Source organism: Pseudomonas sp. 2FG (assembly GCF_005502935.1).
In the GTDB taxonomy this organism is placed as follows: Bacteria; Pseudomonadota; Gammaproteobacteria; order Pseudomonadales; family Pseudomonadaceae; genus Aquipseudomonas.
Window position 1 is genome coordinate 175,348 of record NZ_SCMP01000008.1, and the last position, 26,969, is coordinate 202,316.

29 protein-coding genes are annotated in these 26,969 nt (G+C 64.3%); 17 read left to right on the forward strand and 12 right to left on the reverse strand.

Translation table 11 applies throughout. From position 1 onward, the window contains the following. Nucleotides 1-4: 4 nt before the first annotated feature. Nucleotides 5-241: a 50S ribosomal protein L28 gene (gene rpmB / locus FFS13_RS10520; protein ID WP_084303647.1), complete on the reverse strand. Its 237-nt coding sequence runs from the start codon at nucleotides 239-241 to the stop codon at nucleotides 5-7. Nucleotides 242-604: 363 nt separating this feature from the next. Between rpmB and FFS13_RS10525 the strand changes: the two genes are divergently transcribed. Then, nucleotides 605-2,194 (forward strand): ABC transporter substrate-binding protein, encoded by a 1,590-nt coding sequence (locus FFS13_RS10525; protein WP_137819046.1) that lies wholly within the window; start codon nucleotides 605-607, stop codon nucleotides 2,192-2,194. Nucleotides 2,195-2,203: 9 nt separating this feature from the next. Here the strand turns inward: FFS13_RS10525 and radC are convergent, their stop codons facing one another. Further along, the gene (gene radC, locus FFS13_RS10530; protein WP_137819047.1) at nucleotides 2,204-2,878 is read right to left on the reverse strand and encodes a DNA repair protein RadC; all 675 of its coding nucleotides are present in this window, start codon (nucleotides 2,876-2,878) and stop codon (nucleotides 2,204-2,206) included. A 134-nt stretch (nucleotides 2,879-3,012) separates the two neighbouring features. Between radC and coaBC the strand changes: the two genes are divergently transcribed. The 4 genes from coaBC to argB all read left to right on the forward strand — a co-directional run bounded on the left by coaBC (nucleotide 3,013) and on the right by argB (nucleotide 8,306). Next, nucleotides 3,013-4,221, forward strand: a complete 1,209-nt coding sequence (coaBC, locus tag FFS13_RS10535; protein WP_137819048.1) for a bifunctional phosphopantothenoylcysteine decarboxylase/phosphopantothenate--cysteine ligase CoaBC — start codon at nucleotides 3,013-3,015, stop codon at nucleotides 4,219-4,221. A gap of 31 nt (nucleotides 4,222-4,252) precedes the next feature. Beyond that, nucleotides 4,253-4,708 carry a dUTP diphosphatase gene (gene dut, locus FFS13_RS10540; protein ID WP_137819049.1) on the forward strand — a complete coding sequence of 152 codons (456 nt, stop codon included), beginning with the start codon at nucleotides 4,253-4,255 and terminating at the stop codon, nucleotides 4,706-4,708. Nucleotides 4,709-5,952: 1,244 nt separating this feature from the next. After that, the gene (algC, locus tag FFS13_RS19900) at nucleotides 5,953-7,350 is read left to right on the forward strand and encodes a phosphomannomutase/phosphoglucomutase (protein WP_218568612.1); all 1,398 of its coding nucleotides are present in this window, start codon (nucleotides 5,953-5,955) and stop codon (nucleotides 7,348-7,350) included. Nucleotides 7,351-7,400: 50 nt separating this feature from the next. Continuing rightward, nucleotides 7,401-8,306 carry an acetylglutamate kinase gene (gene argB, locus FFS13_RS10550; protein ID WP_137819051.1) on the forward strand — a complete coding sequence of 302 codons (906 nt, stop codon included), beginning with the start codon at nucleotides 7,401-7,403 and terminating at the stop codon, nucleotides 8,304-8,306. Between the two features lie 80 nt (nucleotides 8,307-8,386). Here the strand turns inward: argB and FFS13_RS10555 are convergent, their stop codons facing one another. Then, nucleotides 8,387-8,980 (reverse strand): DUF4124 domain-containing protein, encoded by a 594-nt coding sequence (locus FFS13_RS10555; RefSeq protein WP_137819052.1) that lies wholly within the window; start codon nucleotides 8,978-8,980, stop codon nucleotides 8,387-8,389. 78 nt (nucleotides 8,981-9,058) lie between these two features. Then, nucleotides 9,059-9,700 (reverse strand): orotate phosphoribosyltransferase, encoded by a 642-nt coding sequence (gene pyrE, locus FFS13_RS10560; protein WP_137819053.1) that lies wholly within the window; start codon nucleotides 9,698-9,700, stop codon nucleotides 9,059-9,061. A gap of 93 nt (nucleotides 9,701-9,793) precedes the next feature. Here pyrE and FFS13_RS10565 point away from each other — a divergent pair, with 93 nt between their 5' ends. After that, the gene (locus FFS13_RS10565; RefSeq protein WP_137819054.1) at nucleotides 9,794-10,573 is read left to right on the forward strand and encodes an exodeoxyribonuclease III; all 780 of its coding nucleotides are present in this window, start codon (nucleotides 9,794-9,796) and stop codon (nucleotides 10,571-10,573) included. Nucleotides 10,574-10,632: 59 nt separating this feature from the next. Here FFS13_RS10565 and FFS13_RS10570 read toward each other — a convergent pair whose 3' ends face one another. Next, nucleotides 10,633-11,001: a DUF4870 domain-containing protein gene (locus FFS13_RS10570; RefSeq protein WP_137819055.1), complete on the reverse strand. Its 369-nt coding sequence runs from the start codon at nucleotides 10,999-11,001 to the stop codon at nucleotides 10,633-10,635. A 27-nt stretch (nucleotides 11,002-11,028) separates the two neighbouring features. Further along, nucleotides 11,029-11,751: a ribonuclease PH gene (rph, locus tag FFS13_RS10575; protein WP_137819056.1), complete on the reverse strand. Its 723-nt coding sequence runs from the start codon at nucleotides 11,749-11,751 to the stop codon at nucleotides 11,029-11,031. Between the two features lie 142 nt (nucleotides 11,752-11,893). Here rph and FFS13_RS10580 point away from each other — a divergent pair, with 142 nt between their 5' ends. The 6 genes from FFS13_RS10580 (at nucleotide 11,894) to FFS13_RS10605 (ending at nucleotide 17,198) form a co-directional block, all read left to right on the forward strand. Next, nucleotides 11,894-12,757, forward strand: a complete 864-nt coding sequence (locus tag FFS13_RS10580) for a YicC/YloC family endoribonuclease (RefSeq protein WP_137819057.1) — start codon at nucleotides 11,894-11,896, stop codon at nucleotides 12,755-12,757. A gap of 12 nt (nucleotides 12,758-12,769) precedes the next feature. Next, nucleotides 12,770-13,390: a guanylate kinase gene (gene gmk / locus FFS13_RS10585; RefSeq protein ID WP_137819058.1), complete on the forward strand. Its 621-nt coding sequence runs from the start codon at nucleotides 12,770-12,772 to the stop codon at nucleotides 13,388-13,390. Nucleotides 13,391-13,513: 123 nt separating this feature from the next. Next, entirely contained in the window at nucleotides 13,514-13,777 is a 264-nt protein-coding gene (gene rpoZ / locus FFS13_RS10590; RefSeq protein ID WP_137819059.1) for a DNA-directed RNA polymerase subunit omega, read from the forward strand. 57 nt (nucleotides 13,778-13,834) lie between these two features. Further along, nucleotides 13,835-15,943: a bifunctional GTP diphosphokinase/guanosine-3',5'-bis pyrophosphate 3'-pyrophosphohydrolase gene (gene spoT / locus FFS13_RS10595; protein WP_137819060.1), complete on the forward strand. Its 2,109-nt coding sequence runs from the start codon at nucleotides 13,835-13,837 to the stop codon at nucleotides 15,941-15,943. A gap of 72 nt (nucleotides 15,944-16,015) precedes the next feature. Next, a complete protein-coding gene (locus FFS13_RS10600; protein WP_119953193.1) occupies nucleotides 16,016-16,396 on the forward strand; it encodes a RidA family protein in 381 nt (126 codons plus the stop codon). Nucleotides 16,397-16,460: 64 nt separating this feature from the next. Then, a complete protein-coding gene (locus FFS13_RS10605) occupies nucleotides 16,461-17,198 on the forward strand; it encodes a hypothetical protein (protein WP_137819061.1) in 738 nt (245 codons plus the stop codon). A gap of 89 nt (nucleotides 17,199-17,287) precedes the next feature. Here FFS13_RS10605 and FFS13_RS10610 read toward each other — a convergent pair whose 3' ends face one another. Then, a complete protein-coding gene (locus FFS13_RS10610) occupies nucleotides 17,288-18,145 on the reverse strand; it encodes an NAD-dependent epimerase/dehydratase family protein (RefSeq protein WP_137819062.1) in 858 nt (285 codons plus the stop codon). A 198-nt stretch (nucleotides 18,146-18,343) separates the two neighbouring features. On the opposite strand from FFS13_RS10610, the gene exbB reads away from it, so the two are divergent. The 5 genes from exbB (at nucleotide 18,344) to recG (ending at nucleotide 23,656) form a co-directional block, all read left to right on the forward strand. Next, nucleotides 18,344-19,312 (forward strand): tonB-system energizer ExbB, encoded by a 969-nt coding sequence (gene exbB / locus FFS13_RS10615; RefSeq protein WP_137819063.1) that lies wholly within the window; start codon nucleotides 18,344-18,346, stop codon nucleotides 19,310-19,312. Between the two features lie 89 nt (nucleotides 19,313-19,401). Beyond that, complete coding sequence (gene exbD, locus FFS13_RS10620) at nucleotides 19,402-19,827, forward strand: TonB system transport protein ExbD (protein ID WP_137819064.1); 426 nt, start codon at nucleotides 19,402-19,404, stop codon at nucleotides 19,825-19,827. Next, nucleotides 19,824-20,552, forward strand: coding sequence for an energy transducer TonB (locus tag FFS13_RS10625; protein WP_137819065.1), 729 nt, complete (start codon nucleotides 19,824-19,826; stop codon nucleotides 20,550-20,552). The genes exbD and FFS13_RS10625 overlap by 4 nt, the downstream gene beginning before the upstream one ends. A gap of 89 nt (nucleotides 20,553-20,641) precedes the next feature. Then, the gene (locus FFS13_RS10630) at nucleotides 20,642-21,568 is read left to right on the forward strand and encodes a hydrogen peroxide-inducible genes activator (protein ID WP_137819066.1); all 927 of its coding nucleotides are present in this window, start codon (nucleotides 20,642-20,644) and stop codon (nucleotides 21,566-21,568) included. A 12-nt stretch (nucleotides 21,569-21,580) separates the two neighbouring features. Beyond that, on the forward strand, nucleotides 21,581-23,656 hold the full coding sequence (gene recG, locus FFS13_RS10635) for an ATP-dependent DNA helicase RecG (protein ID WP_137819067.1): 2,076 nt from the start codon (nucleotides 21,581-21,583) through the stop codon (nucleotides 23,654-23,656). Between the two features lie 243 nt (nucleotides 23,657-23,899). Here recG and FFS13_RS10640 read toward each other — a convergent pair whose 3' ends face one another. From FFS13_RS10640 to FFS13_RS10660, 5 genes are all read right to left on the reverse strand, one after another. Continuing rightward, nucleotides 23,900-24,292 carry an SCP2 sterol-binding domain-containing protein gene (locus FFS13_RS10640; RefSeq protein ID WP_137819068.1) on the reverse strand — a complete coding sequence of 131 codons (393 nt, stop codon included), beginning with the start codon at nucleotides 24,290-24,292 and terminating at the stop codon, nucleotides 23,900-23,902. Between the two features lie 133 nt (nucleotides 24,293-24,425). Then, nucleotides 24,426-24,698, reverse strand: a complete 273-nt coding sequence (locus tag FFS13_RS10645; RefSeq protein ID WP_137819069.1) for an HU family DNA-binding protein — start codon at nucleotides 24,696-24,698, stop codon at nucleotides 24,426-24,428. Nucleotides 24,699-24,887: 189 nt separating this feature from the next. Continuing rightward, the gene (locus tag FFS13_RS10650) at nucleotides 24,888-26,036 is read right to left on the reverse strand and encodes an NAD(P)/FAD-dependent oxidoreductase (RefSeq protein ID WP_137819070.1); all 1,149 of its coding nucleotides are present in this window, start codon (nucleotides 26,034-26,036) and stop codon (nucleotides 24,888-24,890) included. A gap of 202 nt (nucleotides 26,037-26,238) precedes the next feature. Then, entirely contained in the window at nucleotides 26,239-26,406 is a 168-nt protein-coding gene (locus FFS13_RS10655; protein ID WP_137819071.1) for a rubredoxin, read from the reverse strand. Nucleotides 26,407-26,609: 203 nt separating this feature from the next. Next, a complete protein-coding gene (locus tag FFS13_RS10660; protein WP_137819072.1) occupies nucleotides 26,610-26,777 on the reverse strand; it encodes a rubredoxin in 168 nt (55 codons plus the stop codon). Nucleotides 26,778-26,969: the final 192 nt, after the last annotated feature.

Sequence of the window (26,969 nt, forward strand, 5' to 3'; positions counted from 1 at the left end):
CTCCTTAAACCTTTTCGCCGCGGCTGCGGATTTCGGCCAGCACAACATCAATGCCGCGTTTGTCGATGATACGCATGCCTTTGGCAGTTACGCGCAGACGCACGAAGCGCTTCTCGGACTCGACCCAGAAGCGGTGATGCTGCAGGTTCGGCAGGAAACGGCGACGGGTTTTGTTGTTCGCGTGGGAAATGTTATTCCCGGTTACCGGACCCTTACCGGTAACTTGACAGACTCTCGACATACCTCAGCCCTCTAAAACCACATGCCCAACCCGGCATGGGTTGGCCGCTTAAACTCAAAGTCATTTGGCGCTCGGCGCCACGTTTCTTCAGGGTCTTACCGGCCACACCTACAAGCGAAGGAACCGGGCCCCTAGAAAAGAGCGCTGCTTTATACCAGAAAGCCCCCCAGGCAACAAGGATAACTGCGCTTTTCCACAACCTCGACAGCCCGCCCCCGCGCTGCAACCGGCAGCGCCGCGGGCAGCGCGCGCACCGACCGCTCGTCACTCCGACTGCATTGTCCTACCCCGTTCCATCGTCTAGGGTAGGCTTTTGCACCAATGCCCGCGGACGGGCCGTCGACCCGAACAAGGAGTACCGCCATGCGCCTCGCCGCCTTACCGCTGTTATTCGCCCCGCTGCTGAGCCCTTTATTGGCGCAGGCCGCCACCCTTAGCGTCTGCACCGAGGCCAGCCCGGAAGGCTTCGACGTGGTGCAGTACAACTCACTGACCACCACCAATGCCTCCGCCGACGTGCTGATGAACCGCCTGGTGGAGTTCGACGCGGCCAGTGGCAAATTGCTGCCAAGCCTGGCGCAAAGCTGGAGCGTCTCAGCGGATGGGCTGACCTACGACTTTCAGCTGCGCCAGGGCGTGAAGTTCCACCACACCGACTATTTCAGCCCCAGTCGCGAACTGAATGCCGACGACGCGCTATTCAGCTTCCAGCGCATGCTCGACCCGACTAATCCCTGGCACAAGGTCGCACAGAGCGGCTTCCCGCATGCCCAATCCATGCAGCTGCCGAGCCTGATCAAAGCCGTCGAGGCACCCGATCCGTATCGCCTGCGTTTTACCTTGACCCATCCCGAGGCCACCTTCCTGGCCACCCTGAGCATGGGTTTCGCCTCGATCTACTCCGCCGAGTACGCGGCGCAGCTGCTTAAGGCCGGCACGCCGGAGCAGCTCAACGCCCAGCCGATTGGCAGCGGCCCGTTCAGCTTCAAGCGTTTCCAGAAGGACGCCGTGGTGCGCTATGCGGCCAACCCGGACTACTTTGCCGGCAAACCCGCAGTCGATGCGCTGGTGTTCGCCATCACCCCGGACGCCAATGTGCGCCTGCAGAAACTGCGCCGCGGCGAGTGCCAGATCGCCCTCTCGCCCAAGCCGCTGGATGTGCGCGCCGCCGCCAATGACCCGGCCCTCAAAGCCGTCACCACCCCGGCCTTTATGACCGCCTTCGTCGCGCTCAACAGCCAGCACCCACCGCTGGATCAGCCAGCCGTGCGCCAGGCAATCAACCTCGCCTTCGATAAGGCCAGCTACCTGCGCGCCGTGTTCGAAGACAGCGCCATCGGCGCCAACGGCCCGTACCCGCCCAACACCTGGAGCTATGCCAGCGAACTGCCCGGTTACGCCCACGATCCGGCCCAGGCTCGCGCGCTGCTGGCCAAAGCCGGGCTCAAGGATGGCTTCACGACCACTATCTGGACCCGCCCGTCCAGCAGCCTGCTCAATCCCAACCCGAGTCTCGGCGCCCAGCTGCTGCAGGCCGACCTGGCGGAAGTCGGCATTCGTGCGCAGATCCGCGTGATCGAATGGGGCGAGCTGATTCGCCGTGCCAAAGCCGGCGAGCATGACCTGCTGTTTATGGGCTGGGCCGGTGACAACGGCGACCCGGACAACTTCCTCACCCCGCAGTTTTCCTGCGCGGCCGTGCAGTCCGGCACCAATTTCGCCCGTTACTGCGATAAAGCGCTCGATCAACTGATCAACTCCGGCAAAGGCACCGACGACCTGGCCGAACGCACTCGGCTCTATAAAGAAGCCCAGCAACTGATCCAGCAGCAGGCGTTGTGGCTACCGCTGGCGCACCCCACCGCCGCCGCGCTGACCCGTAAGGACGTGCAGGGTTATCAGGCCAGCCCGTTCGGGCGGCAGGACTTCTCCCGGGTCAGCCTAGGCCGGTGACCGTGACAACTACAGCCACCCATATTCGGCCAGCGACAGCGGCTCACCGTCGCCAACGATAAAGTGATCGAGCACCCGCACATCCACTAGCGCCAGCGCCTCCTTGAGACGCTGGGTCAGCACCCGGTCGGCTTGACTGGGCTCGGCGACGCCGGAGGGATGATTGTGGCAGAGGATCAAGGCCGCGGCGTTATGCGCCAAAGCGCGCTTGACCACCTGCCGCGGGTAGACGCTGGCGCTGTCGATGGAGCCCTGGAACAGCGCCTCGAACGCCAGCACCCGATGCTTGGAATCGAGAAACAGACAGCCGAACACCTCATGGGGCTCATGCCGCAACAGCGCTTTCAAGTAGTCGCGCACCGCCTGCGGGCTCTCCAAGGCGGAATCGCGACGCAGGCGCTCGGCCAGATGCCGGCGCGCCATCTCCAACACCGCCTGCAGCTGAGCGAATTTGGCCGGCCCCAGCCCGAGGTGCTGACTGAAACTCGCCTGATCCGCCTCCAAGAGCGGCCGCAGCCCGCCGAAGGAGGCGAGCAAGTGCCGCGCCAGATCCACCGCGCTCTTGCCGGTGACCCCGGTGCGCAGAAAAATGGCCAGCAGTTCGGCGTCCGTCAGGGTCGCCGCCCCCTGGTCCAGCAGTTTCTCCCGCGGGCGTTCTGCCGCGGGCCAATCGCGAATGCTCATAGCACCTCCGTGTCGAGCGGGCCCGCTGTTCCAGTGCGGGCGCTGTGCTATCTTAGCCCAACTTTTTTGCGCGGCGATTGGCCAGGGGCGGCGGCGTCGCCGCTGCGCACTTCCACTCTAGATAAGGCAGGCCTATGCAGCGGCTGTACCGGAAACGCATCGTCCTCGGCGTGGGTGGCGGCATCGCCGCGTACAAGAGCGCCGAACTGGTTCGCCGCCTGCGCGACCAGGGCGCGGAAGTCCGCGTGGTGATGACCCAGGGCGGCCGCGAATTCATTACCCCGCTGACCCTGCAGGCCCTGTCCGGCCATCCGGTCCACCTCGACCTGCTCGACCCGGCTGCCGAAGCCGCCATGGGCCATATCGAACTGGCCAAGTGGGCCGACCTGATCCTGATCGCCCCCGCCACCGCCGACCTGATGGCCCGCCTGGCGCAAGGTATCGCCAACGACCTGCTGACCACCCTGGTGCTGGCCACCGACGCCCCGGTCGCCCTGGCCCCGGCGATGAACCAGGCGATGTGGCGCGACCCCGCGACCCAGGCCAACCGTAAGGTGCTCACCGAACGCGGCCTCTACCTGTTCGGCCCGGCCGCCGGTAGCCAAGCCTGCGGCGACGTGGGCCTGGGCCGCATGCTCGAAGCCGATGAGCTGGCGCAATGTGCCGCCGACTGCTTCAAGCGCAGCAGCCTGACCGGCCGGCATGTGCTGATCACCGCCGGGCCGACTCAGGAAAACATCGACCCGGTGCGCTACATCACCAACCACAGCTCCGGCAAGATGGGCTTCGCCCTGGCCGAAGCCGCCGCCGAAGCAGGCGCCAAGGTGACCCTGATCAGCGGCCCGGTGCATCTGCCGACGCCTGAGCGGGTCAACCGCATCGACGTGGTCAGCGCCCGCGACATGCTCGCCGCCTGCGAGGCCGCGATGCCCTGCGACCTACTGATCGCCGCCGCCGCGGTGGCCGACTACCGCCCGGAAGTGGTGGCTCAGCACAAACTGAAGAAGGACCCGACCAGCGGCGACGGCCTGCTCCTGCAGATGGTTCGTAACCCGGACATTCTGGCGACCCTCGCGCAGCGCGCCGATCGCCCGTTCAGTGTCGGCTTTGCCGCCGAGACCGAGAAGCTGCTCGACTATGCGGCGCGCAAGCTGAAAGACAAGAACCTCGACCTGATAGTCGCCAACGATGTCGCCAATCCGAGCATCGGCTTCAACAGCGAAGAGAACGCGATCACCATCATCGATCGCGAACTGCAGCAAAATAGCCTCGCCCAGACCAGCAAGGGCAAGATTGCCCGGCAACTGATCGCCTTTATCGCCGAGCGCCTGAACCGGGCCTAAGGCTCGCACCCGATCACTCACAGAGCCTGACATGCACGCACTGCAAGCCAAGATTCTCGACCCCCGCATTGGCCGCGACTTCCCGCAGCCCCAGTACGCCACCCCAGGCTCTGCCGGCCTCGATCTGCGCGCCATGCTGGCGCAAGACAGCCTGCTCGAGCCCGGTCAAACCCTGCTGATTCCCACCGGCCTGTCGATCTATATCGGCGACCCAGGCTTGGCCGCCTTGATCCTGCCCCGCTCGGGCCTCGGTCATAAACACGGCATAGTGCTCGGCAACCTGGTCGGCCTGATCGACTCGGATTACCAGGGCGAGCTGATGGTGTCCTGCTGGAATCGCGGGCAGACGGCCTTCAGCATCGCCGTCGGCGAGCGCATCGCGCAGCTGATCCTGGTGCCGGTGGTACAGGCGCACTTCGAGCTGGTCGAACAATTCGATGAAAGCCAGCGCGGTGCCGGCGGCTTCGGCCACTCCGGCAGCCACTGAAGCACCCGGCTGCCTATCAGGATGAATCGCCGAGGAGACGCTCAGTGAAACCCTTCCAGCGCACCGCCCAGGACGCCGACAACCTGACCCGGCCCAGCGCAGCGGCCGCGGCCAGCACCCGCCAGGAGCACGGCCTGCCGACGCTATTCCCAGGCCTGGGCGCCGCATTCGTCGGCCTGCTCGCGGCCGCGGCGGTGCTTTGGTTTGCGCTGCTCAACGACGCCCAGCAGCAAGCCCAGGCGCAACTCGGCCAGGCCTGGGGTGGCAACCAAGCCGCCGCCCTGCAGCAAGCGCTGCACCAGTTGAGTGCCGACACCCAGGCCGCCGCGCACAATCCGCAACTGCTCGAGGCCCTGCAGAGCCAAGACAGCGCACAGCTGCAGACCGCCGAGCGCGGCCTCGGTTACTGGGACGCCGTGGTGGACGCGCACCTCAACCTACCCGGTCAAGCCACCCAGAACGCTAGCCGCGCCGCGCCGATGAACTTCGCCGCCCTGGATCTGCTGCGGCGGGTCGAAGGCGGCCAGAGCCCGGCGCCGGAGGCCTACAAGATCGGCCAGCGCTGGCTGGTCTACAGCGCCGCGCCGCTGCGCTTGGCCGACAGCCAGCCGCTACAAGGCACCCTGTTGCTGGTGACCGACCTGCAGCGCTTGCTGGCCGCGCTGCCACCCTTGCCGGCAGGCATTGGCCAACTGCAACTGACTCAACAATTCGGCAACGGCCCCGCGCAACTGTTGGCACAACTTGGCCACGCCCCCCAGGGCAGCGCGCTGGCGTTCAGCAGCGGCAACCCCAACTGGAAACTCGACTTCATTCCCGGCCCGGCCCTGACTCAATCCGCCTTCTCTGCGCTACCCTTGCTCTTGGCCGCGCTACTGGCGCTGGGCGGCGCGCTGTTCGGCCTACTCCTGCTGCACAACGCCATGCAGATCCGTCTGCGCCGCGATGCCGAGCAACTGGGTCAACTGGTGCAAGAACTCTCCGCCGGGAAAGCCGTCAAAGCCTTCAGCCTGCGCTTGCCGGCACTCAATGCCCTGGCACAGAACCTCGCTCGCCTGCCGCGCCGGCAGACTGAGCACGGCGACAATCAGGCGAGCACCGTCCCCGGCGGCGCAGCTCACCCAGCCCAGCGTTCGGCCCAGCCGGCGGAGCCGATCGATCCACTGTTTCAAGACACCGATATTTTCGATATCGACATCCTCGACGAAGACCAGGACCTCCTGGGATTGGAGCAAGCCCCAGCTATGAGCAACACCCCGCACACCGCACCCAACTTGCCCGCCAGCATTTTCCGCGCCTATGACATCCGCGGTGTGGTCGGCGATACCCTGACCCCGGAAACCGCCTATTGGGTCGGCCGCGCCGTCGGCTCCGAGAGCATTGCGTGCGGCGAGCCGAATGTTTCCGTCGGCCGCGACGGCCGCCTGTCTGGCCCCGAGCTGGTGCAATCGCTGATCCAGGGGCTGCTCGAATCCGGCTGCCAGGTCAGCGACATCGGCATGGTGCCGACCCCGGCGCTGTACTATGCCGCCAACGTCTTGGCCGGCAAATCCGGCGTGATGCTCACCGGCAGCCACAACCCGCCGGATTACAACGGTTTCAAGATAGTCGTCGCCGGCGACACCCTGGCCAACGAACAGATCCAGGCCCTGCGCCAGCGCATCGAGACCAATGACCTGGCCAGCGGCATGGGCAGTGTCGAGCAGGTCGAAATCCTCGAGCGCTACTTCAAGCAGATCCGCGACGACATCGCCCTGGCCAAGCCGCTGAAGGTGGTGGTCGACTGCGGCAACGGCGCCGCCGGCGTGATCGCCCCGCAGCTGATCGAAGCCCTGGGCTGCAGCGTGATTCCGTTGTTCTGCGACGTCGACGGCAACTTCCCCAACCATCACCCGGACCCGGGCAAGCCGGAAAACCTGGTGGACTTGATCGCCAAGGTCAAGGAAGAGAACGCCGACCTCGGCCTGGCCTTCGACGGTGACGGCGACCGCGTCGGCGTGGTGACCAACACCGGCACCATCGTCTACCCCGACCGCCTGATGATGCTGTTCGCCAAGGACGTGGTGTCGCGCAACCCCGGCGCCGACATCATCTTCGACGTCAAATGCACCCGCCGCCTGGGCGCGCTGATCAGCGGTTATGGCGGCCGCCCGGTGATGTGGAAAACCGGTCACTCGCTGATCAAGAAAAAGATGAAGGAAACCGGCGCCCTGCTGGCCGGCGAGATGAGCGGGCATATCTTCTTCAAGGAGCGCTGGTTCGGCTTCGACGACGGCATCTACAGCGCCGCCCGCCTGCTGGAAATCCTCAGCCAGGACAAGCGCGACGCCGAGCAGGTGTTCGCCGCCTTCCCCAGCGACCTTTCCACGCCGGAAATCAACATCACGGTCACCGAGGAGAGCAAGTTCAGCATCATCGACGCGCTGCAGCGTGATGGGCATTGGGGTGAAGGCAGCATCACCACCCTCGATGGCGTGCGCGTCGACTACCCCAAAGGCTGGGGCCTGGTCCGCGCCTCCAACACCACGCCGGTGCTGGTGCTGCGCTTCGAAGCCGATAGCGCCGAGGAACTCCAACGCATTCAGGAGGTCTTCCGCGCCCAGCTGTATACCGTTGCCCCCGCCCTCAACCTACCCTTCTGATTGCTTGGCCGGTCTGCTCGACCGGCCATCCTGTTTTACTGGAGCCCCGCATGACCCTCAACCGTGATGCCGCCACCAACGTTGCCAAGGTGCTGTCCGAGGCGCTGCCCTACATCCGCCGCTTTGTCGGCAAGACCCTGGTGATCAAATACGGCGGCAACGCCATGGAAAGCGAGGAGCTGAAGACCGGCTTCGCCCGCGACATCGTGCTGATGAAGGCGGTGGGCATCAACCCGGTAGTGGTGCATGGCGGCGGCCCGCAGATCGGCGACCTGCTCAAGCGCCTGAGCATCGAGAGCCACTTTATCGACGGCATGCGCGTCACCGACAGCCAGACCATGGACGTGGTGGAGATGGTGCTCGGCGGCCAGGTCAACAAAGACATAGTCAACCTGATCAACCGCCATGGCGGTAGCGCCATCGGCCTGACCGGCAAAGATGCCGAACTGATCCGCGCGAAGAAGCTCACCGTCAGCCGGCAGACGCCGGAGATGACCCAGCCGGAAATCATCGATATCGGCCATGTCGGCGAAGTCGTCGGGGTGAATACCGAGCTGCTGAACATGCTGGTCAAGGGCGACTTCATTCCGGTCATCGCACCGATCGGCGTCGGCGCCAATGGCGAGTCCTACAACATCAACGCCGACCTGGTCGCCGGCAAAGTCGCGGAAGCGCTGAAGGCCGAGAAGCTGATGTTGCTGACCAATATCGCCGGGCTGATGGACAAGCAGGGCCAGGTCCTCACCGGCCTGTCGACCAGCCAGGTCGACGCGCTGATCGCCGACGGCACCATCTACGGCGGCATGCTGCCGAAGATCCGCTGCGCCCTCGAGGCCGTGCAAGGCGGGGTGACCAGCGCGCATATCATCGACGGTCGCGTGCCGAACGCGGTGCTGCTGGAGATCTTCACCGACAGCGGCGTCGGCACCCTGATCTGCAATCGCAAACACCACTGAGTTGAGCCAGCTGCGCTCCGACTTCCGCTTCGAGCACCCGCTGTGGGTGCGCTGAGCGGAGGTCGAGCGGAGGGTGCCCGTTAGTGGCGAGTACCGATCAACTCGAACAGGCGCGCCCGATCCGCCGCAAAGCTGGCTTCGGCCTGCTTGCGACCCTCCTGATAACGCAGAATGTCCTTCTGCAATCCCGCTTGCTCTGCTTTCAGGTTGTCGATCTGCGCGACCAGATGTTCGGGGACTTGGCGCCCGGCCCGCTCCTGATCGGCCGCCTGGCTCTGCAAGTTCGCCTGCTGCGTACGCAGCGACTGCAAGTTGCCCTGCGCCGCGCTGATCACGCCATCCAACTCGGCAAGCTTGCGGGCCTGGGCTCGATCGACATCATCCACCGTGGAGTACAGGCGCAGTAACTGGGCATCGGAGCTGGCCCGCGCCTTATCCGCGAGCTGACGCTGCATTTCCTCGGCGCTCGGTGCCGGCGGAATCACCTTGACCACCCGGCCCTGATCGTTGAGCACCTCGTAGCCTTTACTGATGTACTCCGGCGGCACACCCAGGCGATCCAACACCGTGACGCCCTTGGCGTCTACGTAACGGTACAGCTCCGCCGCCCCGGCCAAAACCGGCAACAGCAAGCCGAACAACAACGTAAAACGAACTGCCCCCGACTTGACCATGCAGACAATACCCTGTCGTGATTAGGACTTAGAACCTGTTCAAGATCGTCGCGAGCGCAGCAGATCTTGAACAGGTTATTAGATTCCGTACTGCGCGCGGTAGGCCTGCACCGCCGGCAGATGCTGCTTCAGCTCGGCATCATCGGCCAGGTATTCCAGCACCTGCTGCAGCGAAACTATGCTCACCACCGGCATGCCGAAGTCACGCTCGACCTCCTGGATCGCCGACAGTTCGCCCTGACCGCGCTCCTGACGATTCAGCGCGATCAGCACGCCGGCCGCTTGCGCACCCTGCCCATGAATGATCTGCATCACTTCGCGGATCGCCGTACCGGCGGTGATCACATCGTCGATGATCAACACCCGCCCGGCCAGGGGCGCACCGACCAGCGTGCCGCCTTCGCCATGGTCTTTGGCTTCCTTGCGGTTGAAGCACCAGGGTAGATCGCGCTGATGCTGCTCGGCCAAGGCCACCGCGGTGGTCGCGGCTAACGGAATGCCTTTGTAGGCGGGCCCAAACAGCACATCGAAGGCAATCCCGCTCTCCACCAGCGCCGCAGCGTAGAAGCGCCCCAGCTGGGCCAAGGCCAAACCGCTGTTGAATAAGCCGGCATTGAAGAAATACGGACTGGTACGGCCCGACTTGAGGGTGAACTCACCGAAGCGCAGCACGCCGCGCTCGATGGCAAAACGAATGAACTCGCGCTGGTACGCCTGCATAAAAAAGCCCCGAACGGCACGGATTTAGCTGTGGGTTTAGCTAATAAGGATGAGCTCGGGTATCATACACGCACGTGTTTTTGGGGGCCATTTATGCGGATCATCAGTGTGAACGTGAATGGTATTCAGGCTGCAGTCGAGCGCGGTTTGCTCAGTTGGCTGCAGGCTCAGAATGCCGACGTCATCTGCCTGCAGGACACCCGTGCCTCCGCCTTTGAACTGGACGACCCGGCCCTCCAACTGGATGGCTATTTCCTCTATGCCTGCGATGCCGAAGTGCCCGACCAAGGTGGTGTGGCACTCTATTCGCGGTTACAACCCAAGGCGGTGATCAGCGGGCTCGGTTTCGAGACAGCCGATCGCTACGGGCGCTACCTGCAGGCCGATTTCGACAAAGTGAGTATCGCCACCCTGCTGCTGCCTTCCGGGCAGAGCGGTGACGAGAACTTGAACCAGAAATTCAAGTTTATGGACGACTTCACCCACTATCTGGACAAGCAACGTCGCAAGCGCCGTGAGTACATCTACTGCGGCTCACTCTACGTTGCCCACCAGAAGCTGGATGTGAAGAACTGGCGCGACTGCCAGCAGGAGCCGGGCTTTCTCGCGCCGGAACGGGCGTGGATGGACGAAGTCGTCGGCACCATGGGCTACGTCGATGCGCTGCGCGAAGTGAACCGCGAAGGCGACCAATTCAGTTGGTGGCCGAACAGCGAGCAGGCCGAGATGCTCAACCTAGGCTACCGCTTCGACTATCAGTTGCTGACACCCGGCCTACGCCGCGTTGTCCGCGGCGCCCGGCTACCCCGCCAGCCACGCTTCTCTCAGCATGCTGCGCTGATTGTCGACTATGACTGGACGCTGAGTGTGTAACTGAACCTCGGGACAACAAAAAGCCGGCGCTGAGCCGGCTTTTTGTTGTCTGCGCGAACTTACTTCAGCAAGCGCCAGCAGAACGGGTAGCGGTAGGCCTGACCTTCGTTGGCCTTGATCCCGGCGATGATGGTCAGCACCAGCGCACCGATGCTGAGCAACCCCAGCAAGGCGAAACCGATCACCACCAACATCAGCAGAATGCACACTAACGCCGCCAGCGCCACGGTGATCTGGAAGTTCAGCGCCTCTTTGCCCTGGGCATCGACAAAAGGATCGAGATCCTTCTTGATCTGCCAGACGATCAGCGGCCCCAGTAGATTGCCGAAGGGAAACACCAATCCGATAAAAGCCGCGAAGTGGCAGAACATCGCCCACTGGCGCACCTCTTGGCTGGGTGTCGGCACCGGGGTCTGGATCTCGTTCATGCTGGTCCTCCTTGGATAGCTGGGAAATTAGTCGGCCAGCGCCGCACGCTGCAGCTCGAACAACTCGCTCATGCCTTTCTGCGCCAGCGCCAGCATGGCATTCAGCTCGGCCGGTTGGAAAGGTGAGCCCTCTGCAGTGCCCTGCACCTCGATAAAACCACCGTCACTGGTCATCACCACATTCAGATCGGTCTCGGCGGCGGAGTCTTCCAGGTAGTCCAGATCCAGCACCGGCTCACCCTGATACATACCGACAGAGACTGCCGCAATCATCTGCTTCAGCGGGTCGCCAGCTTTCAAGCCACCGCGCTTCTTGATGACTTTCAGCGCATCGACCAACGCGACCATGGCGCCGGTGATCGACGCGGTCCGCGTACCACCGTCTGCCTGGATCACGTCGCAGTCGACATACAGGGTGTTCTCACCCAGCTTGGACATATCCAGCGCGGCGCGCAGTGACCGGCCGATCAGGCGCTGGATCTCCAGGGTCCGCCCGCCTTGCTTGCCACGGCTGGCTTCCCGCTGATTACGCTCGCCGGTGGCGCGCGGCAACATGCCGTACTCGGCGGTCAACCAACCTTGGCCCTGACCCTTGAGAAAACGCGGCACTCCCGACTCGACGCTGACCGTGCAGATCACCTTGGTGTCACCGAACTCCACCAGCACCGAGCCCTCGGCGTGCTTGGTGTAGTTACGGGTGATGCGGATCGAGCGCAACTGATCGGCGGCACGGCCACTGGGACGTTTCATTTGGAAATACCTATTCGGGACGGAAATCTGCTCGGCATTATAGGGCCGCACAGGCGGGGCGACACGCCAAATTGGGAGCTACCGACGCACTGCGCTACAATCCTGCGCCTTTCGTACCCTCTTATTCTCGCGAGGTCACCCCATGGTGCACAGCATGACCGCCTTCGCCCGTGTCGAACGGGCCAGTGCCAACGGCACGCTGAGCTGGGAACTGCGTTCGGTCAACCACCGCTACCTGGAGCCGCAGCTGCGCCTGCCGGAGTCTTTCCGCGACCTCGAAGGCGCGGTGCGCGAAGCCCTGCGCCAGGGCCTGTCACGCGGCAAAGTGGAGTGCACCCTGCGCTTTGCCGAAGACACCGCCGGCAAAGCGCTGCAGCTGGATCGCGAGCGCGCGGCTCAGCTAATCGCCGCCGCAGAAAGCGTGGCCAGCCTGATCAAACAACCGGCACCGCTCAATCCGCTGGAAGTCCTGGCCTGGCCGGGCGTGCTGGTCGCCGATGCCGCCGACCCGCAGGCCCTCAACAGTGCCGCCCTGGAGCTGTTCAGCGAGGCCCTGAGCGAGCTGAAAAATGGCCGCGCGCGCGAAGGTGCCGAGCTGGCCAAGCTGCTGAATGAGCGCCTGGACAACATCGGCGAGGAAGTCAGCGCCCTGCGCGGGCTGATCCCGCAGATGCTCGCCGGGCAACGGCAAAAAATCCTCGACCGCTGCGCCGAGATGCAGGCCGAACTGGAGCCGCAGCGCCTGGAGCAAGAGCTTGTTCTCCTTGCGCAAAAAAGCGACGTCGCCGAAGAGCTGGATCGCCTGAGCACCCACGTCAGCGAGGTCCGGCGCGTGCTGAAAGCCGGTGGCGCGGCGGGCCGGCGCCTGGATTTCCTCATGCAGGAACTCAACCGCGAGGCCAACACCCTCGGCTCCAAGGCCTTCGATACGCGCAGCACGCAGGCGGCGGTCAACCTCAAGGTGCTGATCGAGCAAATGCGCGAACAAGTACAGAACATCGAGTAAGGCGAACCCGACATGCACGCCACCCCCGGCACCCTCTACATCGTTTCCGCGCCCTCCGGCGCCGGCAAGACCAGCCTGGTCAAGGCCCTGATCGACGCCCAGACGCAGATTCGCGTCTCGGTGTCGCACACCACCCGCGGCATGCGTCCGGGTGAAACGGATGGGCTCAACTATCACTTCGTCAGTCGCGACAGCTTTCTGCAGATGCTCGAGCGCAACGAGTTCCTCGAGCACGCGGAAGTCTTCGGCAACCTCTACGGCACCTCGCAGCGCTGGCTGGAGAAGACCCTCGCCGAAGGTTTCGACCTGATCCTGGAAATCGACTGGCAGGGCGCACAGCAAGTCCGCAAGCTGATGCCGCAAGCCAGGTCGATCTTTATCCTGCCGCCCTCGCAAGAAGCGTTGCGCCAGCGCCTGAACAACCGCGGCCAGGACAGCGATGCGATCATCGAGCAGCGCATGCGTGAAGCGGTCAGCGAAATGAGCCACTATGTCGAGTATGACTATCTGGTGATCAATGATGACTTCGCCACGGCGCTGGACGACCTGAAGGCGATTTTCCGCGCCAATCGGCTGCAACAACGGCCTCAGCTGCAGCGCTTCGGCGATCTGCTCAGCCAGTTGCTGGCCTAGCCCGAATGAGGCGCCGAAAAAATCTGCGCTTCCCTAAAGGCTGGTTATTTTTTAGACTATTCAGTCCAATAGCCCATCTGGGCACAGTTTTTCGCTCTTATATACGTCGCTACGAGGAATACCATGGCTCGCGTTACCGTTGAAGATTGCCTGGACAACGTCGATAACCGCTTCGAGCTGGTCATGCTCGCAACCAAGCGCTCTCGCCAACTGGCTACCGGTGGCAAAGAGCCGAAGGTCGCCTGGGAAAACGACAAGCCGACCGTGGTCGCCCTGCGCGAAATCGCTGCCGGCCTGATCGATTACAACGTGATCGCCGAGGAAGAAATGGTCGAAGACGAACCGCTGTTCGGTTCTTTCGAGGACGAGGCCAACGAGGCCCTGTAAGCCTATGCCTGGTCGAAGTCACACGGCGCGGGAACCCAGCCGGCAAGGAGCACAGCCTTGCCGAGCATAGACGCCCTCGCCGATCGGCTTTCGACCTACCTCGGCGCCGAGCAGGTCAACCTGGTCCGGCGCGCCTACTTCTACGCCGAACAAGCCCACGACGGCCAACGCCGCCGCAGCGGCGAAGCCTACGTCACCCATCCCCTGGCGGTGGCGAATATCCTCGCCGACATGCACATGGATCATCAGAGCCTGATGGCCGCGATGCTGCATGACGTGATCGAAGACACCGGCATCGCCAAGGAAGCGCTGACTGCGCAATTCGGCGAAACCGTCGCCGAACTGGTCGACGGGGTCAGCAAGCTGACCCAGATGAACTTCGAGACCAAGGCCGAGGCGCAAGCGGAAAACTTCCAGAAGATGGCCATGGCCATGGCCCGCGATATCCGCGTGATCCTGGTCAAGCTGGCCGACCGCCTGCACAACATGCGCACCCTGGAAGTGCTGGCCGGCGAGAAACGCCGACGCATCGCCAAGGAAACCCTGGAAATCTACGCGCCGATCGCCAACCGGCTGGGCATGCACAGCATGCGCGTGGAATTCGAGGAGCTGGGTTTCAAGGCCATGCACCCGATGCGTTCCGAGCGCATTCGCCAGGCGGTCAAGCGCGCCCGCGGCAACCGCAAGGAAATCGTCAACAAGATCGAAGAGTCGCTGATCCACTGCCTGGCCCGCGAAGGCATGGAAGGCGAGGTGCTGGGCCGCGAGAAACACCTGTACGGCATCTACCAGAAGATGCGCGGCAAGCGCCGGGCGTTCAACGAGATCATGGACGTCTACGCCTTCCGCATCATCGTCGACAAGGTCGACACCTGTTACCGCGTACTCGGCGCCGTGCACAATCTGTACAAGCCGTTGCCGGGGCGCTTCAAAGACTACATCGCGATTCCCAAGGCCAACGGCTACCAGTCGCTGCACACCACCCTGTTCGGCATGCACGGCGTGCCCATCGAGATCCAGATCCGCACCCGCGAGATGGAAGAGATGGCCAACAACGGCATCGCCGCCCATTGGCTGTATAAATCCAACGAGGAAGACCAGCCCAAGGGCACCCACGCCCGCGCCCGCCAGTGGGTCAAGGGCGTACTGGAAATGCAGCAACGCGCCGGCAACTCCCTGGAGTTCATCGAGAGCGTGAAGATCGACCTGTTCCCCGACGAGGTCTACGTCTTCACGCCCAAGGGGCGGATCATGGAGATGCCGAAAGGCTCGACCGCGGTCGACTTCGCCTATGCCGTACACACCGACGTCGGTAATGCCTGCATCGCCTGTCGGATCAATCGGCGTCTGGCGCCCTTGTCCGAGCCGCTGCAAAGTGGCGCCACGGTGGAGATAGTCACCGCCCCGGGCGCGCGGCCGAACCCGGCCTGGCTCAACTTCGTGGTCAGCGGCAAGGCCCGCACGCACATCCGCCATGCGCTGAAACTGCAGCGCCGCTCGGAGTCGATCAGCCTCGGCGAGCGGTTGTTGAACAAGGTCCTGGCCGGCTTCAACAGCCATCTGGACAAACTCCCCGCCGAACGGGTGCAGGCGGTGCTCGGCGAATACCGCCTGGAGCTTATCGAAGACCTGCTGGAAGACATCGGCCTGGGCAACCGCATGGCCTATGTGGTCGCCCGCCGTTTGCTGGCCCGCGAGGGGGAACAACTGCCGAGCGCCGAAGGCCCGCTGGCGATTCGCGGCACCGAAGGCCTGGTGCTGAGCTATGCCAAATGCTGCACGCCGATCCCCGGCGACCCGATCGTCGGCCACCTGTCCGCGGGCAAGGGCATGGTGGTGCACCTGGACAACTGCAAGAACATCAGCGAAATCCGCCACAACCCGGAAAAGTGCATTCAACTGTCCTGGGCCAAGGATGTGGTCGGCGAGTTCAACGTCGAGCTGCGCATCGAACTGGAGCACCAGCGCGGCCTAATCGCCCTGCTGGCCAGCAGCGTCAACGCCGCCGACGGCAATATCGAAAAAATCAGCATGGATGAGCGCGATGGCCGCATCAGCGTGGTTCAACTGGTCGTCAGCGTGCACGACCGCGTGCACCTGGCCCGCGTGATCAAGAAGCTGCGTGCCCTGAAAGGGGTGGTGCACATCTCCCGCGTGCGCGCCTAGGGCAGATTCAACGGCGGCTGACGCATGGCGTTAGCCACCCTCGCTAAAACAAAAAACCCCAAGGAGTTTTTCATGAGCAAGAGCGTCATCACTTCCGAGCAGGCACCGGCCGCTATCGGCACTTACTCCCAGGCCATCAAGGCCGGCAACACCGTCTACATGTCCGGGCAGATCCCGCTCGACCCGAAGACCATGGAGCTGGTGGAAGGCTTCGAAGCGCAAACCGTGCAGGTGTTCGAGAACCTCAAAGCCGTGGCCGAAGCCGCCGGTGGCTCGTTCAAAGACATCGTCAAACTGAACATCTTCCTCACCGACCTGTCGCACTTCGCCAAGGTCAACGAGGTCATGGGCCGCTACTTCCAGCAGCCCTACCCGGCGCGTGCCGCCATCGGCGTAGCCGCTCTGCCGCGCGGCGCCCAGGTGGAAATGGACGCTATTCTGGTCATCGAGTAAGCCGCTGAAGGGGCGCGCCCAGACTGGGCCGCCCCTTTCTCCCGCCCCAAGAAAGGAATCTGCCATGCGCAATGCGCTCGCCCTGTTACTGCTGGCAACCTGGCTAAGCGGTTGCAGCAGCCAGGCCAACCGCGACCCGAGCGGGATCTGGATCAACCAGGCCGCGATCGATGCCGCGGCGCAAGGCGGTAACCTGCGCGAAGCCCTGCTGGCCTACGGCCCCAATCTGGAATGGCGTATCGACGGCCCCCGCCAGTTGGCGACCTTCAGCAACGGCTTCGAGCTGGGCGAAGGCCAATTGGTCGCCGAGCCGGAGGCGCGCTGGCGGGTGGATTTCTACGGCGATTACCACGAGCAGTTGCGCCTGAACGGCGATCAGCTGCTGCAGGAAGAAAGCGAGTCGGGCCCCGAGCAACGCTTTGCCCGCCCGCCAGTCAAGGTGGCGGCGGATGCCCCGCCCGGCAGCAGCTTCGAACAGACCCTCTACGCCGCCTACCTCGGCGGCACCTGGACGATCGAACAAGGTCCCGGCGCCGGCGGCTTGGTGCAGTTCCAGCCGGACGGCAAAGTCGAGGGCTTACCCGGTGCGCAACGTTACGCGCTGTGCCTGGCCGGCGACTGCGCCGCCATGAGCGGCGAGCACGACAGCCTCTGGCTGCAACTCGGCGAACAGGGCAATAGCTGGATCTTCAAGCGCGACGGCGAGCAACTGGAAATCTTCGAAGCCCTCAACCGCGCTCAGATTGACGAGATGCCGGACTATGCGCCGGGCAAATTACGCTGGTTGCTGGAACGCGACTAAGCACCCAGCCTGAGCTTCTTCTCAGGGCCTGGACCTAGGCCGGGTAGAGCCTAGGCGAAACCCAGCTCATAGCCAGCCACCAAGCAGATTCAGTGCCCGGCCAACACGGCTTCATAACCTTCGCGATAGCTCGGATACTGTGGCGCCCAGCCCAGCGCGCGGGCACGGGCATTGCTGCAGCGCTTGCTGCCGGCACGCCGCACCGTCGCCTCGGCAGACCACTGGGTGACGCCCAGAGTCTCCCGCAGCCAGGCCACCACCTCCGCCAACGCCGCCGGCGCGTCGTCGACACCCAGGTAACAGTCCTGCAGCGCCACACCGCGGGCATCCGCCTGCAGCAGGAAGGCCAACAGCCCGGCGGCATCGTCGACATGGATGCGGTTGGCATACAGCGGTGGCTCAACCGTCACCCTGTAGCCTTGCCGTACCTGCGTCAGCAGCCACTCGCGGCCCGGCCCGTAGATACCCGTGAGGCGCACCAGACTCGCCGCAATCCCGCTGTGCAGCGCCAGCTGCTCGGCCTCGCGCATCACCTGCCCGGAAAAACTCAGGGCTTGCGCCGGGGAGTTCTCATCGATCCATTCGCCCTGCTGCTGGCCATACACGCCGCTGCTGGAGACAAACAGCAAGCGCTTCGGCGTTTGCCCGTGCTGCGCCAGCCAGCCCAACACATGCCGCAGGCCCTCGACATACGCCGCGCGATAACCTGCCTCATCGGCCTGGGTCGCCGCGGCGCTATAGACCAGGTAATCCAGAGCGCCGGTCGGCCAGGCCGCGGGCGACTCGTTGCGCTGCAAATCACCCGCCACCGGCAGCACACCCGCCGGCAACGCAGCAACATTACGGCGCAGGCCATAGACGGTCCAAGCGCTCGCCAGCAGTCGTTCGGCAAGGCGGCCACCCACGTCGCCACAACCGGCAATCAATACAGAGGGCGTATCAGGCATCACTGAACTCCACAAAAAAGCTCGCAGCCTAGCGCTGCAAGAGCCAAGGGCAAAGCCTCTACCCGAGAAAGAAAACACGAAAGAGACGGTATTACTTTTGTTAACAAGAATTACTTGCAATAATGCACGCCCGTTTTGGGTGCCTCCGCAAGCGCATCCATGGACAAGCCGTTTTTCTTTCTCTCAGGTCCGGCCAGCATGAATCCTATCCCATCCAGCACGCAGCCAACCCGTCTTCCCAACCTGCCACGCGCCTGGCGTAGCCTCGCCGCACTGCTGTTCAGCCTGCTACTGGCGCCCAGTGTGGCCTTTGCCGAACAGCCCGTCGCCAACCCGGCAGCCCAGGCCAGCACGCCCGCCAGCGCAGCAACCGCCAACCCGGGGCAGCCGGAGCTCAGCCCGGAAGCCACCGCCGCGCTGGAACAGCGCGAAGGGGCAGTCGACCCACTGGCGGCGGAACAGGGCCTGGCGAGCGACCTGTCGCCCTGGGGCATGTACCAGAACGCCGATATCATCGTGAAAATCGTGATGATCGGCCTGGCCCTGGCTTCGGTGATCACCTGGACCATCTGGATTGCCAAGGGCTTTGAGCTGCTCGGCGCCAAACGTCGCCTGCGCACCGAACTGGCCACGCTGAAACAGGCCCGCTCGCTGAAAGAGGCCGGCGCACAGGCCAGCAAGACCGGCAGCCTGTCGCACCTGCTGGTGCAGGATGCGCTCGAGGAGATGCGCCTGTCGGCCAACACCCGCGAGAAGGAAGGCATCAAGGAGCGCGTCAGCTTCCGCCTGGAGCGTTTGGTCGCCGCCTGCGGCCGGCAGATGAGCCAAGGCACCGGGGTACTCGCCACCATAGGTTCGACCGCACCCTTCGTCGGTCTGTTCGGCACCGTCTGGGGCATCATGAACAGCTTTATCGGCATCGCCAAGTCGCAAACCACCAACCTCGCGGTGGTCGCTCCCGGCATCGCCGAAGCCCTGCTGGCTACCGCGCTGGGCCTGGTTGCGGCGATACCGGCGGTGGTCATCTACAACGTCTTCGCCCGCTCCATCGCCGGCTACAAGGCCCAGGTCGCCGACGCCTCGGCACAAGTCCTGCTGCTGGTCAGCCGCGATCTCGACCACCTGCCGGCTGAACGCAGCCAGCCACACATGGTGAAAGTGGGCTAAGGCTCTGAAGAACCGCGCTTGCAGGCACAACCCGAAGGGCCGGGCCTGCTGTGGCGCGGCCATCATTAAACTTCAACAGAGCCTTTTGTATGGGACTTCATCTGAATGATGGCGGCGATGATCTCGTCGAAGCGCATGAGATCAACGTAACGCCCTTTATCGACGTCATGCTGGTGCTGTTGATCATCTTCATGGTCGCGGCGCCCCTGGCCACCGTCGACATCAAGGTCGACCTGCCCGCTGCCAGCGCCGAACCACAGCCACGGCCGGACAAGCCGGTGTACCTGACGGTCAAGGAAGACCAGAGCCTGTTCCTTGGCGATCGGCAGATCGAGCGTAAACAACTCGGGCAGGTGCTGGACCAACAGACCGCGGCGAAGAAAGACACCACCATCTTCTTCCGCGCCGACAAGGGCGTGGCTTACGCCGATCTGATGGAGGTGATGAACGCCTTGCGCGCGGCCGGCTATCTGAAAGTCGGCCTGGTCGGGCTTGAGACGGTCGGGCAGCGATGACCCAGAGCCGCCACAAACTGTCGAGCTGGGCCATCAGCCTGCTGCTGGTCCTGGGTCTGCATCTTGGCCTGGGGGTCTGGGCGCTGTATTGGCACGCGGAAGCCGTGGCGGTCGAATTGCCGCCACCGGCGATGCTGCTCGAACTGGCGCCGCTGCCGGAAGTCGCCCCGCCACCACCCGCGCCTGCGCAAATCGTGCAACCGGAGCCGGAACCGCAGCCCGAGGTGGTCGAAGCGCCCAAACCCAAGCTGGTGGTTGAAAAACCCAAGCCGAAACCCAAGCCCAAGCCGCCGAAAAAACCCGTGGAACCACCCAAGCCGCAGGAAAAGCCGGTCGAACAGGCCAAGCCGCAGGAGCGTCCCGCGCCGCCCGCCGCCCCTGCTGCGCCAGCAGCCGCGCAACCGAGCAGCACGAGTGCGCCCTCGGCCGCCAAGGTGACCTGGCAGAGCAAGCTGCTCAGCCATCTGGCCCGCTATAAGCGGTATCCCGATGACGCCCGCCGGCGTGGTTTCGAAGGCACCAGCAAGGTACGTTTCAGCGTCGATCGCGACGGCCGGGTGCTCGGTGTTGCGCTGGCGGGTACCTCTGGCAGCGCCTCGCTGGATCGCGCCACCCTGGCGATGATCAAGCGGGCCCAGCCACTGCCAAAACCACCGGCGGAACTGCTGAGCGGCGGCAGCGTGGAAGTCGTGGCGCCCTTCGTCTACTCCCTGGATCGCCGCTGACAGGCCTGTGCCCGGCATTAGAGTGCCGGCCTGGTTGGTTCCATTGAGTGCAGCCGCTATGCTTGGGCGCACTTCAATGGAATAACCCTATGACCCTCACCGAACTGCGCTACATCGTCACCCTGGCTCAAGAGCAGCATTTCGGGCGGGCGGCCGAGCGTTGCCATGTCAGCCAGCCGACCCTCTCTGTCGGCGTGAAGAAGCTCGAAGACGAGCTCGGCGTGCTGATCTTCGAGCGCAGCAAGAGCGCAGTGCGCCTGACCCCGGTCGGTGAAGGCATAGTCACCCAGGCGCAAAAGGTCCTGGAGCAGGCGCAAGGCATCCGCGAACTGGCGCAGGCCGGCAAGAACCAACTGGCCGCACCGCTCAAGGTCGGTGCCATCTACACAGTCGGCCCGTACCTGTTTCCCCATCTGATCCCGCAGCTGCACCGCGTCGCGCCACAGATGCCGCTGTATATCGAAGAAAATTTCACCCACGTGCTGCGCGACAAGCTGCGCAACGGCGAACTGGACGCGGTCATCATCGCGCTGCCCTTCCAGGAAGCCGACGTGCTGACCAAGGTGCTGTATGACGAGCCGTTCTACGTGCTGCTACCCAGCGGCCACGCCTGGGCGGCGAAACCAAGCATCGACGCCGAACTACTCAACGACAAGAGCCTGCTGCTGCTGGGCGAAGGCCATTGCTTCCGCGATCAGGTGCTGGAGGCCTGCCCGACCCTGCGCAAGGGCGGCGAAGACCACGGCAAGCACACCACGGTGGAATCCAGCTCGCTGGAAACCATTCGGCACATGGTCGCCTCCGGCATGGGCATCTCGATCCTGCCGTTCTCCGCAGTCGACAGCCATCACTACGCCCCCGGCGTCTTCGAGGTGCGCCCGCTGACCCCGCCGGTGCCGTTCCGCACCGTGGCCATCGCCTGGCGCGCGAGCTTCCCGCGGCCGCGGGCGATCGAGGTGCTGGCCGACTCGATCCGCCTGTGCTCGGTCTCCCGGCCGCTGGCCCAAGAGGCTTGAGGCCCAGCCGCCATGACTGAACTGGCCGCGGTGTCCGTCACCGCCCTGAAAGGCGTGGGCGCCGCCCTGGCGGAAAAGCTCGCCCGCGTCGGCCTGGAAAGCCTGCAGGACGTGCTGTTTCACCTGCCGCTGCGCTATCAGGATCGCACCCGCATCATCCCGATCGGTGCCCTGCGCCCCGGTCAGGATGCGGTGATCGAAGGCGTGGTGGCCGGCGCCGACGTGCTGATGGGCAAACGCCGCAGCCTGTTGGTGCGCCTGCAGGATGGTAGCGGCACCTTGAGCCTGCGCTTCTACCATTTCAGCCAGGCGCAGAAAGACGGCCTCAAACGCGGCACCCAGCTGCGTTGCTACGGCGAAGCGCGGCCGGGGGCCTCGGGACTGGAGATTTATCACCCGGAATACCGCGCACTGAATGGCCATGAGCCGATCCCGGTGGAGCAGACGCTGACGCCGATCTACCCGACCACCGAGGGCCTGACCCAACAGCGCCTGCGCCAGCTCAGCGAGCAGACCCTGGCGCGACTCGGCCCCCACAGCCTGCCGGACTGGCTGCCCGCCGAGCTGGCGCGCGACTACCGGCTCGGCCCGCTGGACGAGGCGCTGCGCTACCTGCACCGGCCACCGGCCGACGCCAATCTGCAGGAGCTGGCCGAGGGCCGGCACTGGGCCCAGCATCGCCTGGCCTTCGAAGAGTTATTGACCCACCAACTGTCGCTGCAGCGCCTGCGCGAAAGCCTGCGCGCCCAAGAGGCACCGCAACTGCCGCTGGCCAAGCGCCTGCCACAGCAGTTCCTGCTCAATCTCGGCTTCCAGCCGACCGGCGCGCAACAACGGGTCGGCGCCGAAATCGCCTACGACCTGAGCCAGCCCGAACCCATGCTGCGTCTGGTGCAGGGCGACGTCGGCGCCGGCAAGACGGTGGTCGCCGCCCTCGCCGCGCTGCAGGCGCTGGAGGCCGGCTATCAGGTCGCGCTGATGGCGCCGACCGAAATCCTCGCCGAGCAGCACTTCATCAACTTCCAGCGCTGGCTGACACCGCTCGGTCTCGACGTCGCCTGGCTGGCCGGCAAGCTCAAGGGCAAGGCTCGCGCCCGCGCGCTGGAGCAGATCGCCAATGGTTCGCCGATGGTGATCGGCACCCACGCGCTGTTTCAGGATGAAGTGCAGTTCAAGCGCCTGGCCCTGGTGGTGATCGACGAGCAGCACCGCTTCGGCGTGCAGCAGCGTCTGGCCCTGCGCAAGAAGGGCGTCGACGGGCGCCTGTGCCCGCACCAGCTGATCATGACCGCCACGCCGATTCCGCGCACCCTGGCGATGAGCGCCTATGCCGACCTGGACACCTCGATCCTCGACGAGCTGCCGCCCGGTCGCACCCCGGTCAACACCGTACTGGTGGCCGACAGCCGGCGCCTCGACGTGATAGAGCGGGTGCGCTCGGCCTGCCACGCGGGGCGCCAGGCCTATTGGGTCTGCACGCTGATCGAGGAGTCCGAGGAGCTGACCTGCCAGGCCGCCGAGACCAGCTTCGAGGATCTCTCCGCGGCCCTCGGCGGCCTACATGTCGGGCTGATTCACGGGCGCATGAAGCCGGCGGAGAAGGCCGCGGTGATGGCCCGGTTCAAGCAGGGTCAGTTGCAATTGTTGGTGGCGACCACGGTGATCGAAGTCGGCGTCGACGTGCCGAATGCCAGCCTGATGATCATCGAGAACCCCGAGCGCCTCGGTCTGGCACAGCTGCATCAGCTGCGCGGGCGGGTCGGCCGTGGCAGCGCCGCCAGCCACTGCGTGCTGCTCTACCATCCGCCGCTGTCGCAACTCGGCCGTGAGCGCCTGGGCATCATGCGCGAGACCTGCGATGGCTTCTTGATCGCCGAGAAAGACCTGGAGCTGCGCGGCCCCGGCGAAATGCTCGGAACCCGGCAGACCGGCTTGCTGCAGTTCAAGGTCGCCGACCTGATGCGCGACGCGGACTTGCTGCCGGCCGTCCGCGATGCCGCGCAAGCCCTGCTGGCGCGCTGGCCGCAGCATGTCAGCCCGCTGCTGGAACGCTGGTTACGGCACGGCCAGCAATACGGTCAAGTGTGATCCGGCGGCCCCAGCAGTCAGCACGCCGAATGGTTATACACGGGCGAAAGTCCTTGCGCCGGATCCTGCTTATGGCCGAAGCAGCCTGGGCTAGCGGCTGAGCCAAACCCAAGCACAGCCCTCAGCGCAAAAGCCTTTTCCACCTTGGCCTGCTGCGCTTTTGGCTAGCCGCGCTGGATCAGCGGGGCGCTCTGCTCGCAGAGCAGGCGGATGCCGACCCGCGGCAACGCGGCAGAGCGGGACTCAGGCGGCTTTTTTCTCTGCGGCTTTTTTCTTCGGCACCAGGTACTTGGTCAGCCCCTGGAACCAGATCACCAGCGCCGGGTTGCCCTGGATCTGGATGTCTTTGCCCTGAATGCCCTGCATAAAGGCCAGCTGCTTGTTCTTGGCGCTCATGGTCGCGAAGCCATAGGCCGCATCTTTAAAGCCCAGGGCGAAATCCGGCTGGGCCACGCTGCCACGCTGGCTGACCACGCGCTGATTCTTGACGACGAAATGCCGGGCGATCTTGCCGTCCAGGGTATGCAACTGGAACACCAGGTCGCGGCCCTGCAGTTGCTGCTGAAACGCGGGATTGTCACGACTGGCCTTGGCCATCAGGCGGCCCAGCATCCAGAGGAGAAAACGGAATTTCATGCGCACGGCCTCGGGGGAAATGAAACGGCGGCGCATTGTAGCGGTTTGTCGCGAGGACTACAGCCAGCCTTTCGCTGGGTGAGCCGGGGCTGCCGAGCGCGCCCGGAGCCCATTAGCTCCGGGCGTCCAAGGCTCAGTTCACGGCGTCTTTCAGGGACTTGCCCGGTTTGAAGGCGACGGTGTTGCTGGCTTTGATCTTCACCGGCTCGCCGGTTTGTGGGTTTTTCCCCGTGCGCGCGCCACGGTGGCGCTGCACAAAAGTGCCGAAGCCGACCAGGGTCACGCTGTCCTTACGGTTCAGCGCGCCGGTGATTTCTTCGAGCACGGCATTGAGTACACGATTGGCCTGATCTTTAGTGAGATCGGCATGTTCCGCGATGGCGGCGGCAAGTTCCGGTTTACGCATAGAAAGCCCCTTTGACGGTTTGTTGTTGTTGTGTCCGTGCTGCCCTTCCAGAGCAGCGCCCAAGGCGCCGCAACAGCTCTGCGCTGCGGCAGACTCGAGGGAGGATGGCACGCCATTGGGGCCTGCGCCAGTCGTGTCCGACAATTTTCCGGAGCAACTTCACGACTGACCCGACAGAACAGCGGACATTCACGCCAACAGAGCCGGAAGTTCCTTATTCAATGCCAGCTTTTCCTGCACGGCAGTGCCGGTCAGCGCATAACCCAGCAAGCGCCCCGTCGCATCGCGGCACAGCGCCTTGATATCGGCACCGCTACCCTCGACCGTCCATTCCCCACTCGAACCCCGCGGCGGCGGCGAGACCACCAACGGGCAGGCCGGCGTTTTCACCAGCACCGGCATGGGCCCATAGCTGACCGCGGTCGGCGTGCCCGCCAGGGTCTGGGCCAGGGCCCGCGCACAGCTCATCAACGGCAGCACATAGAGCAGGTTGAGGCCATCGACCTCGGCACAATCGCCGAGCGCGAAGATATTCGCGTGGGAAGTCTGCAGCTGGCGATTCACCACCACACCGCGGTTGACCGCCAGCCCGGCGGCCGCCGCCAGGTCGATACGCGGGCGCAGGCCGACGGCCGAGACCACCACATCGCACTGCAGCCGCGTGCCATCGGACAGATGGGCCTCGAGCCCCTCCGCCGTGCGCTGCAGACTGGCCAGTACCGGGCCGAGGTGAAAGCGCGCACCGAGTCCTTCCAGGCCGGCCTGCACCGCAGCCGCCGCAGCCGGGTGCAGCAACCCCGGCATCACCTGCTCACAGGGCGCCACCAGCTCGACCGCATAGCCGCCGAGGCTGAGGTCGTTGGCAAACTCGCAACCGATCAGGCCGGCACCGAGCAGCAACACCCGGCGTTTGCCCGCCGCCGCCGCCCGGAAACGCGCGTAGTCCTCCAGATCGTTGATCGGGAAAATCGCGTCCTGGGCATCGCCGGCCACCGGCACCCGGATGGTTTCCGCGCCCCAGGCCAGCACCAGATCGCGGTAAGCCACGGCCTCTTCGCCAATCCACAGGCGCTTATGGCCGGGGTCGATGCCGGTGATCCGGGTATGGGTGCGGATCTCGGCCTTGAGCTGATCGGCCATGGCGCCCGGCTCGGCCAGGCTCAGGCCATCGGCGTCCTTGTGCCTGCCGAAGCCGGTGGACAGCATCGGCTTGGAATAGGAGCGCCCGTCATCGGCGGTAAGCAGCAGCAGCGGCGTTTCCGCATCGAGCTTGCGAAATTCCTTGGCCAGGTTGTAACCGGCCAGGCCGGTGCCGACTATCACCACAGCTGGACTCATCACTCACTCCTAAGACTGCGACGACGCGACAGCCCAGAGGCCGGCGCGGAGAATTAAAACTAACAACCGCTAGGTTAAAGCGGCGCGAACGTGGGAATGGCCAGGCGAACAGTGCCGAGGACGCGGAGTTCAAAATGCTCATTGGCCATACGCAGCGCTGTGCCACGCAAACTGTCCCTGCGCCGCAGTGCTGAACAGTCTATTAGCTGATTTCGATCATCTCGAAATCTATCTTGCCGACGCCGCAGTCCGGGCACTGCCAATCCGGCGGGATATCCTCCCAGCGAGTCCCCGGGGCTATGCCCTCTTCCGGCAGCCCTTCGGCTTCGTCGTAGATAAAGCCGCACACCACACATTGCCACTTGCGCATCACTCGCCTCCGCCGTGCGGAACGTCGTTTTTGACCCTAGCGCAATTGCCCGCTGCCGCCAACACCCAGGAATCCCGGCCCGACCGAGAATAGGCCGCGCCATCCCCTGGCTGCGAGAGCTTTCGATCGATTAAAAATGCCAACGGCGACCAAAGGCCGCCGTTGCACTGAGTATTTCCCGCCCGCAGGCGTGGCAGGCTCGATTAAGCGATTTCGATCATCTCGAAGTCCAGCTTGCCGACGCCGCAATCCGGGCACAGCCAGTCTTGCGGAACATCCTGCCACGGGGTTCCGGCGACTATGCCTTCATCCGGCCAGCCCAGGCTTTCATCGTAAACCAGGCCACAGACCACACACTGCCACTTCTTCATCGGCTACTACCTCAACTCTTCAAGCGTTCTTGGCACGGCGGGGGTGAGAACAATACCGCCCGGCTCTGGGCGCTTTGTACTGATCGACACGCCAGTTCGCAAGTGCCATCGGGCGGTTCCGACCTTTGGCTGGGGCGCAGTCGGGCGCGGCAAACATGCTAAGCTCGCCGCCCCGACTGCCGCAGATACCTG

Excerpts from the sequence above, each read along its gene's own strand:
- rpmB (WP_084303647.1), bottom strand. The coding sequence starts at position 241 with ATGTCGAGAGTCTGTCAAGTTACCGGTAAGGGTCCGGTAACCGGGAAT.
- FFS13_RS10525 (WP_137819046.1), top strand. The coding sequence starts at position 605 with ATGCGCCTCGCCGCCTTACCGCTGTTATTCGCCCCGCTGCTGAGCCCT.
- radC (WP_137819047.1), bottom strand. The coding sequence starts at position 2,878 with ATGAGCATTCGCGATTGGCCCGCGGCAGAACGCCCGCGGGAGAAACTG.
- coaBC (WP_137819048.1), top strand. The coding sequence starts at position 3,013 with ATGCAGCGGCTGTACCGGAAACGCATCGTCCTCGGCGTGGGTGGCGGC.
- dut (WP_137819049.1), top strand. The coding sequence starts at position 4,253 with ATGCACGCACTGCAAGCCAAGATTCTCGACCCCCGCATTGGCCGCGAC.
- algC (WP_218568612.1), top strand. The coding sequence starts at position 5,953 with ATGAGCAACACCCCGCACACCGCACCCAACTTGCCCGCCAGCATTTTC.
- argB (WP_137819051.1), top strand. The coding sequence starts at position 7,401 with ATGACCCTCAACCGTGATGCCGCCACCAACGTTGCCAAGGTGCTGTCC.
- FFS13_RS10555 (WP_137819052.1), bottom strand. The coding sequence starts at position 8,980 with ATGGTCAAGTCGGGGGCAGTTCGTTTTACGTTGTTGTTCGGCTTGCTG.
- pyrE (WP_137819053.1), bottom strand. The coding sequence starts at position 9,700 with ATGCAGGCGTACCAGCGCGAGTTCATTCGTTTTGCCATCGAGCGCGGC.
- FFS13_RS10565 (WP_137819054.1), top strand. The coding sequence starts at position 9,794 with ATGCGGATCATCAGTGTGAACGTGAATGGTATTCAGGCTGCAGTCGAG.
- FFS13_RS10570 (WP_137819055.1), bottom strand. The coding sequence starts at position 11,001 with ATGAACGAGATCCAGACCCCGGTGCCGACACCCAGCCAAGAGGTGCGC.
- rph (WP_137819056.1), bottom strand. The coding sequence starts at position 11,751 with ATGAAACGTCCCAGTGGCCGTGCCGCCGATCAGTTGCGCTCGATCCGC.
- FFS13_RS10580 (WP_137819057.1), top strand. The coding sequence starts at position 11,894 with ATGGTGCACAGCATGACCGCCTTCGCCCGTGTCGAACGGGCCAGTGCC.
- gmk (WP_137819058.1), top strand. The coding sequence starts at position 12,770 with ATGCACGCCACCCCCGGCACCCTCTACATCGTTTCCGCGCCCTCCGGC.
- rpoZ (WP_137819059.1), top strand. The coding sequence starts at position 13,514 with ATGGCTCGCGTTACCGTTGAAGATTGCCTGGACAACGTCGATAACCGC.
- FFS13_RS10600 (WP_119953193.1), top strand. The coding sequence starts at position 16,016 with ATGAGCAAGAGCGTCATCACTTCCGAGCAGGCACCGGCCGCTATCGGC.
- FFS13_RS10605 (WP_137819061.1), top strand. The coding sequence starts at position 16,461 with ATGCGCAATGCGCTCGCCCTGTTACTGCTGGCAACCTGGCTAAGCGGT.
- FFS13_RS10610 (WP_137819062.1), bottom strand. The coding sequence starts at position 18,145 with ATGCCTGATACGCCCTCTGTATTGATTGCCGGTTGTGGCGACGTGGGT.
- exbB (WP_137819063.1), top strand. The coding sequence starts at position 18,344 with ATGAATCCTATCCCATCCAGCACGCAGCCAACCCGTCTTCCCAACCTG.
- exbD (WP_137819064.1), top strand. The coding sequence starts at position 19,402 with ATGGGACTTCATCTGAATGATGGCGGCGATGATCTCGTCGAAGCGCAT.
- FFS13_RS10625 (WP_137819065.1), top strand. The coding sequence starts at position 19,824 with ATGACCCAGAGCCGCCACAAACTGTCGAGCTGGGCCATCAGCCTGCTG.
- FFS13_RS10630 (WP_137819066.1), top strand. The coding sequence starts at position 20,642 with ATGACCCTCACCGAACTGCGCTACATCGTCACCCTGGCTCAAGAGCAG.
- recG (WP_137819067.1), top strand. The coding sequence starts at position 21,581 with ATGACTGAACTGGCCGCGGTGTCCGTCACCGCCCTGAAAGGCGTGGGC.
- FFS13_RS10640 (WP_137819068.1), bottom strand. The coding sequence starts at position 24,292 with ATGAAATTCCGTTTTCTCCTCTGGATGCTGGGCCGCCTGATGGCCAAG.
- FFS13_RS10645 (WP_137819069.1), bottom strand. The coding sequence starts at position 24,698 with ATGCGTAAACCGGAACTTGCCGCCGCCATCGCGGAACATGCCGATCTC.
- FFS13_RS10650 (WP_137819070.1), bottom strand. The coding sequence starts at position 26,036 with ATGAGTCCAGCTGTGGTGATAGTCGGCACCGGCCTGGCCGGTTACAAC.
- FFS13_RS10655 (WP_137819071.1), bottom strand. The coding sequence starts at position 26,406 with ATGCGCAAGTGGCAATGTGTGGTGTGCGGCTTTATCTACGACGAAGCC.
- FFS13_RS10660 (WP_137819072.1), bottom strand. The coding sequence starts at position 26,777 with ATGAAGAAGTGGCAGTGTGTGGTCTGTGGCCTGGTTTACGATGAAAGC.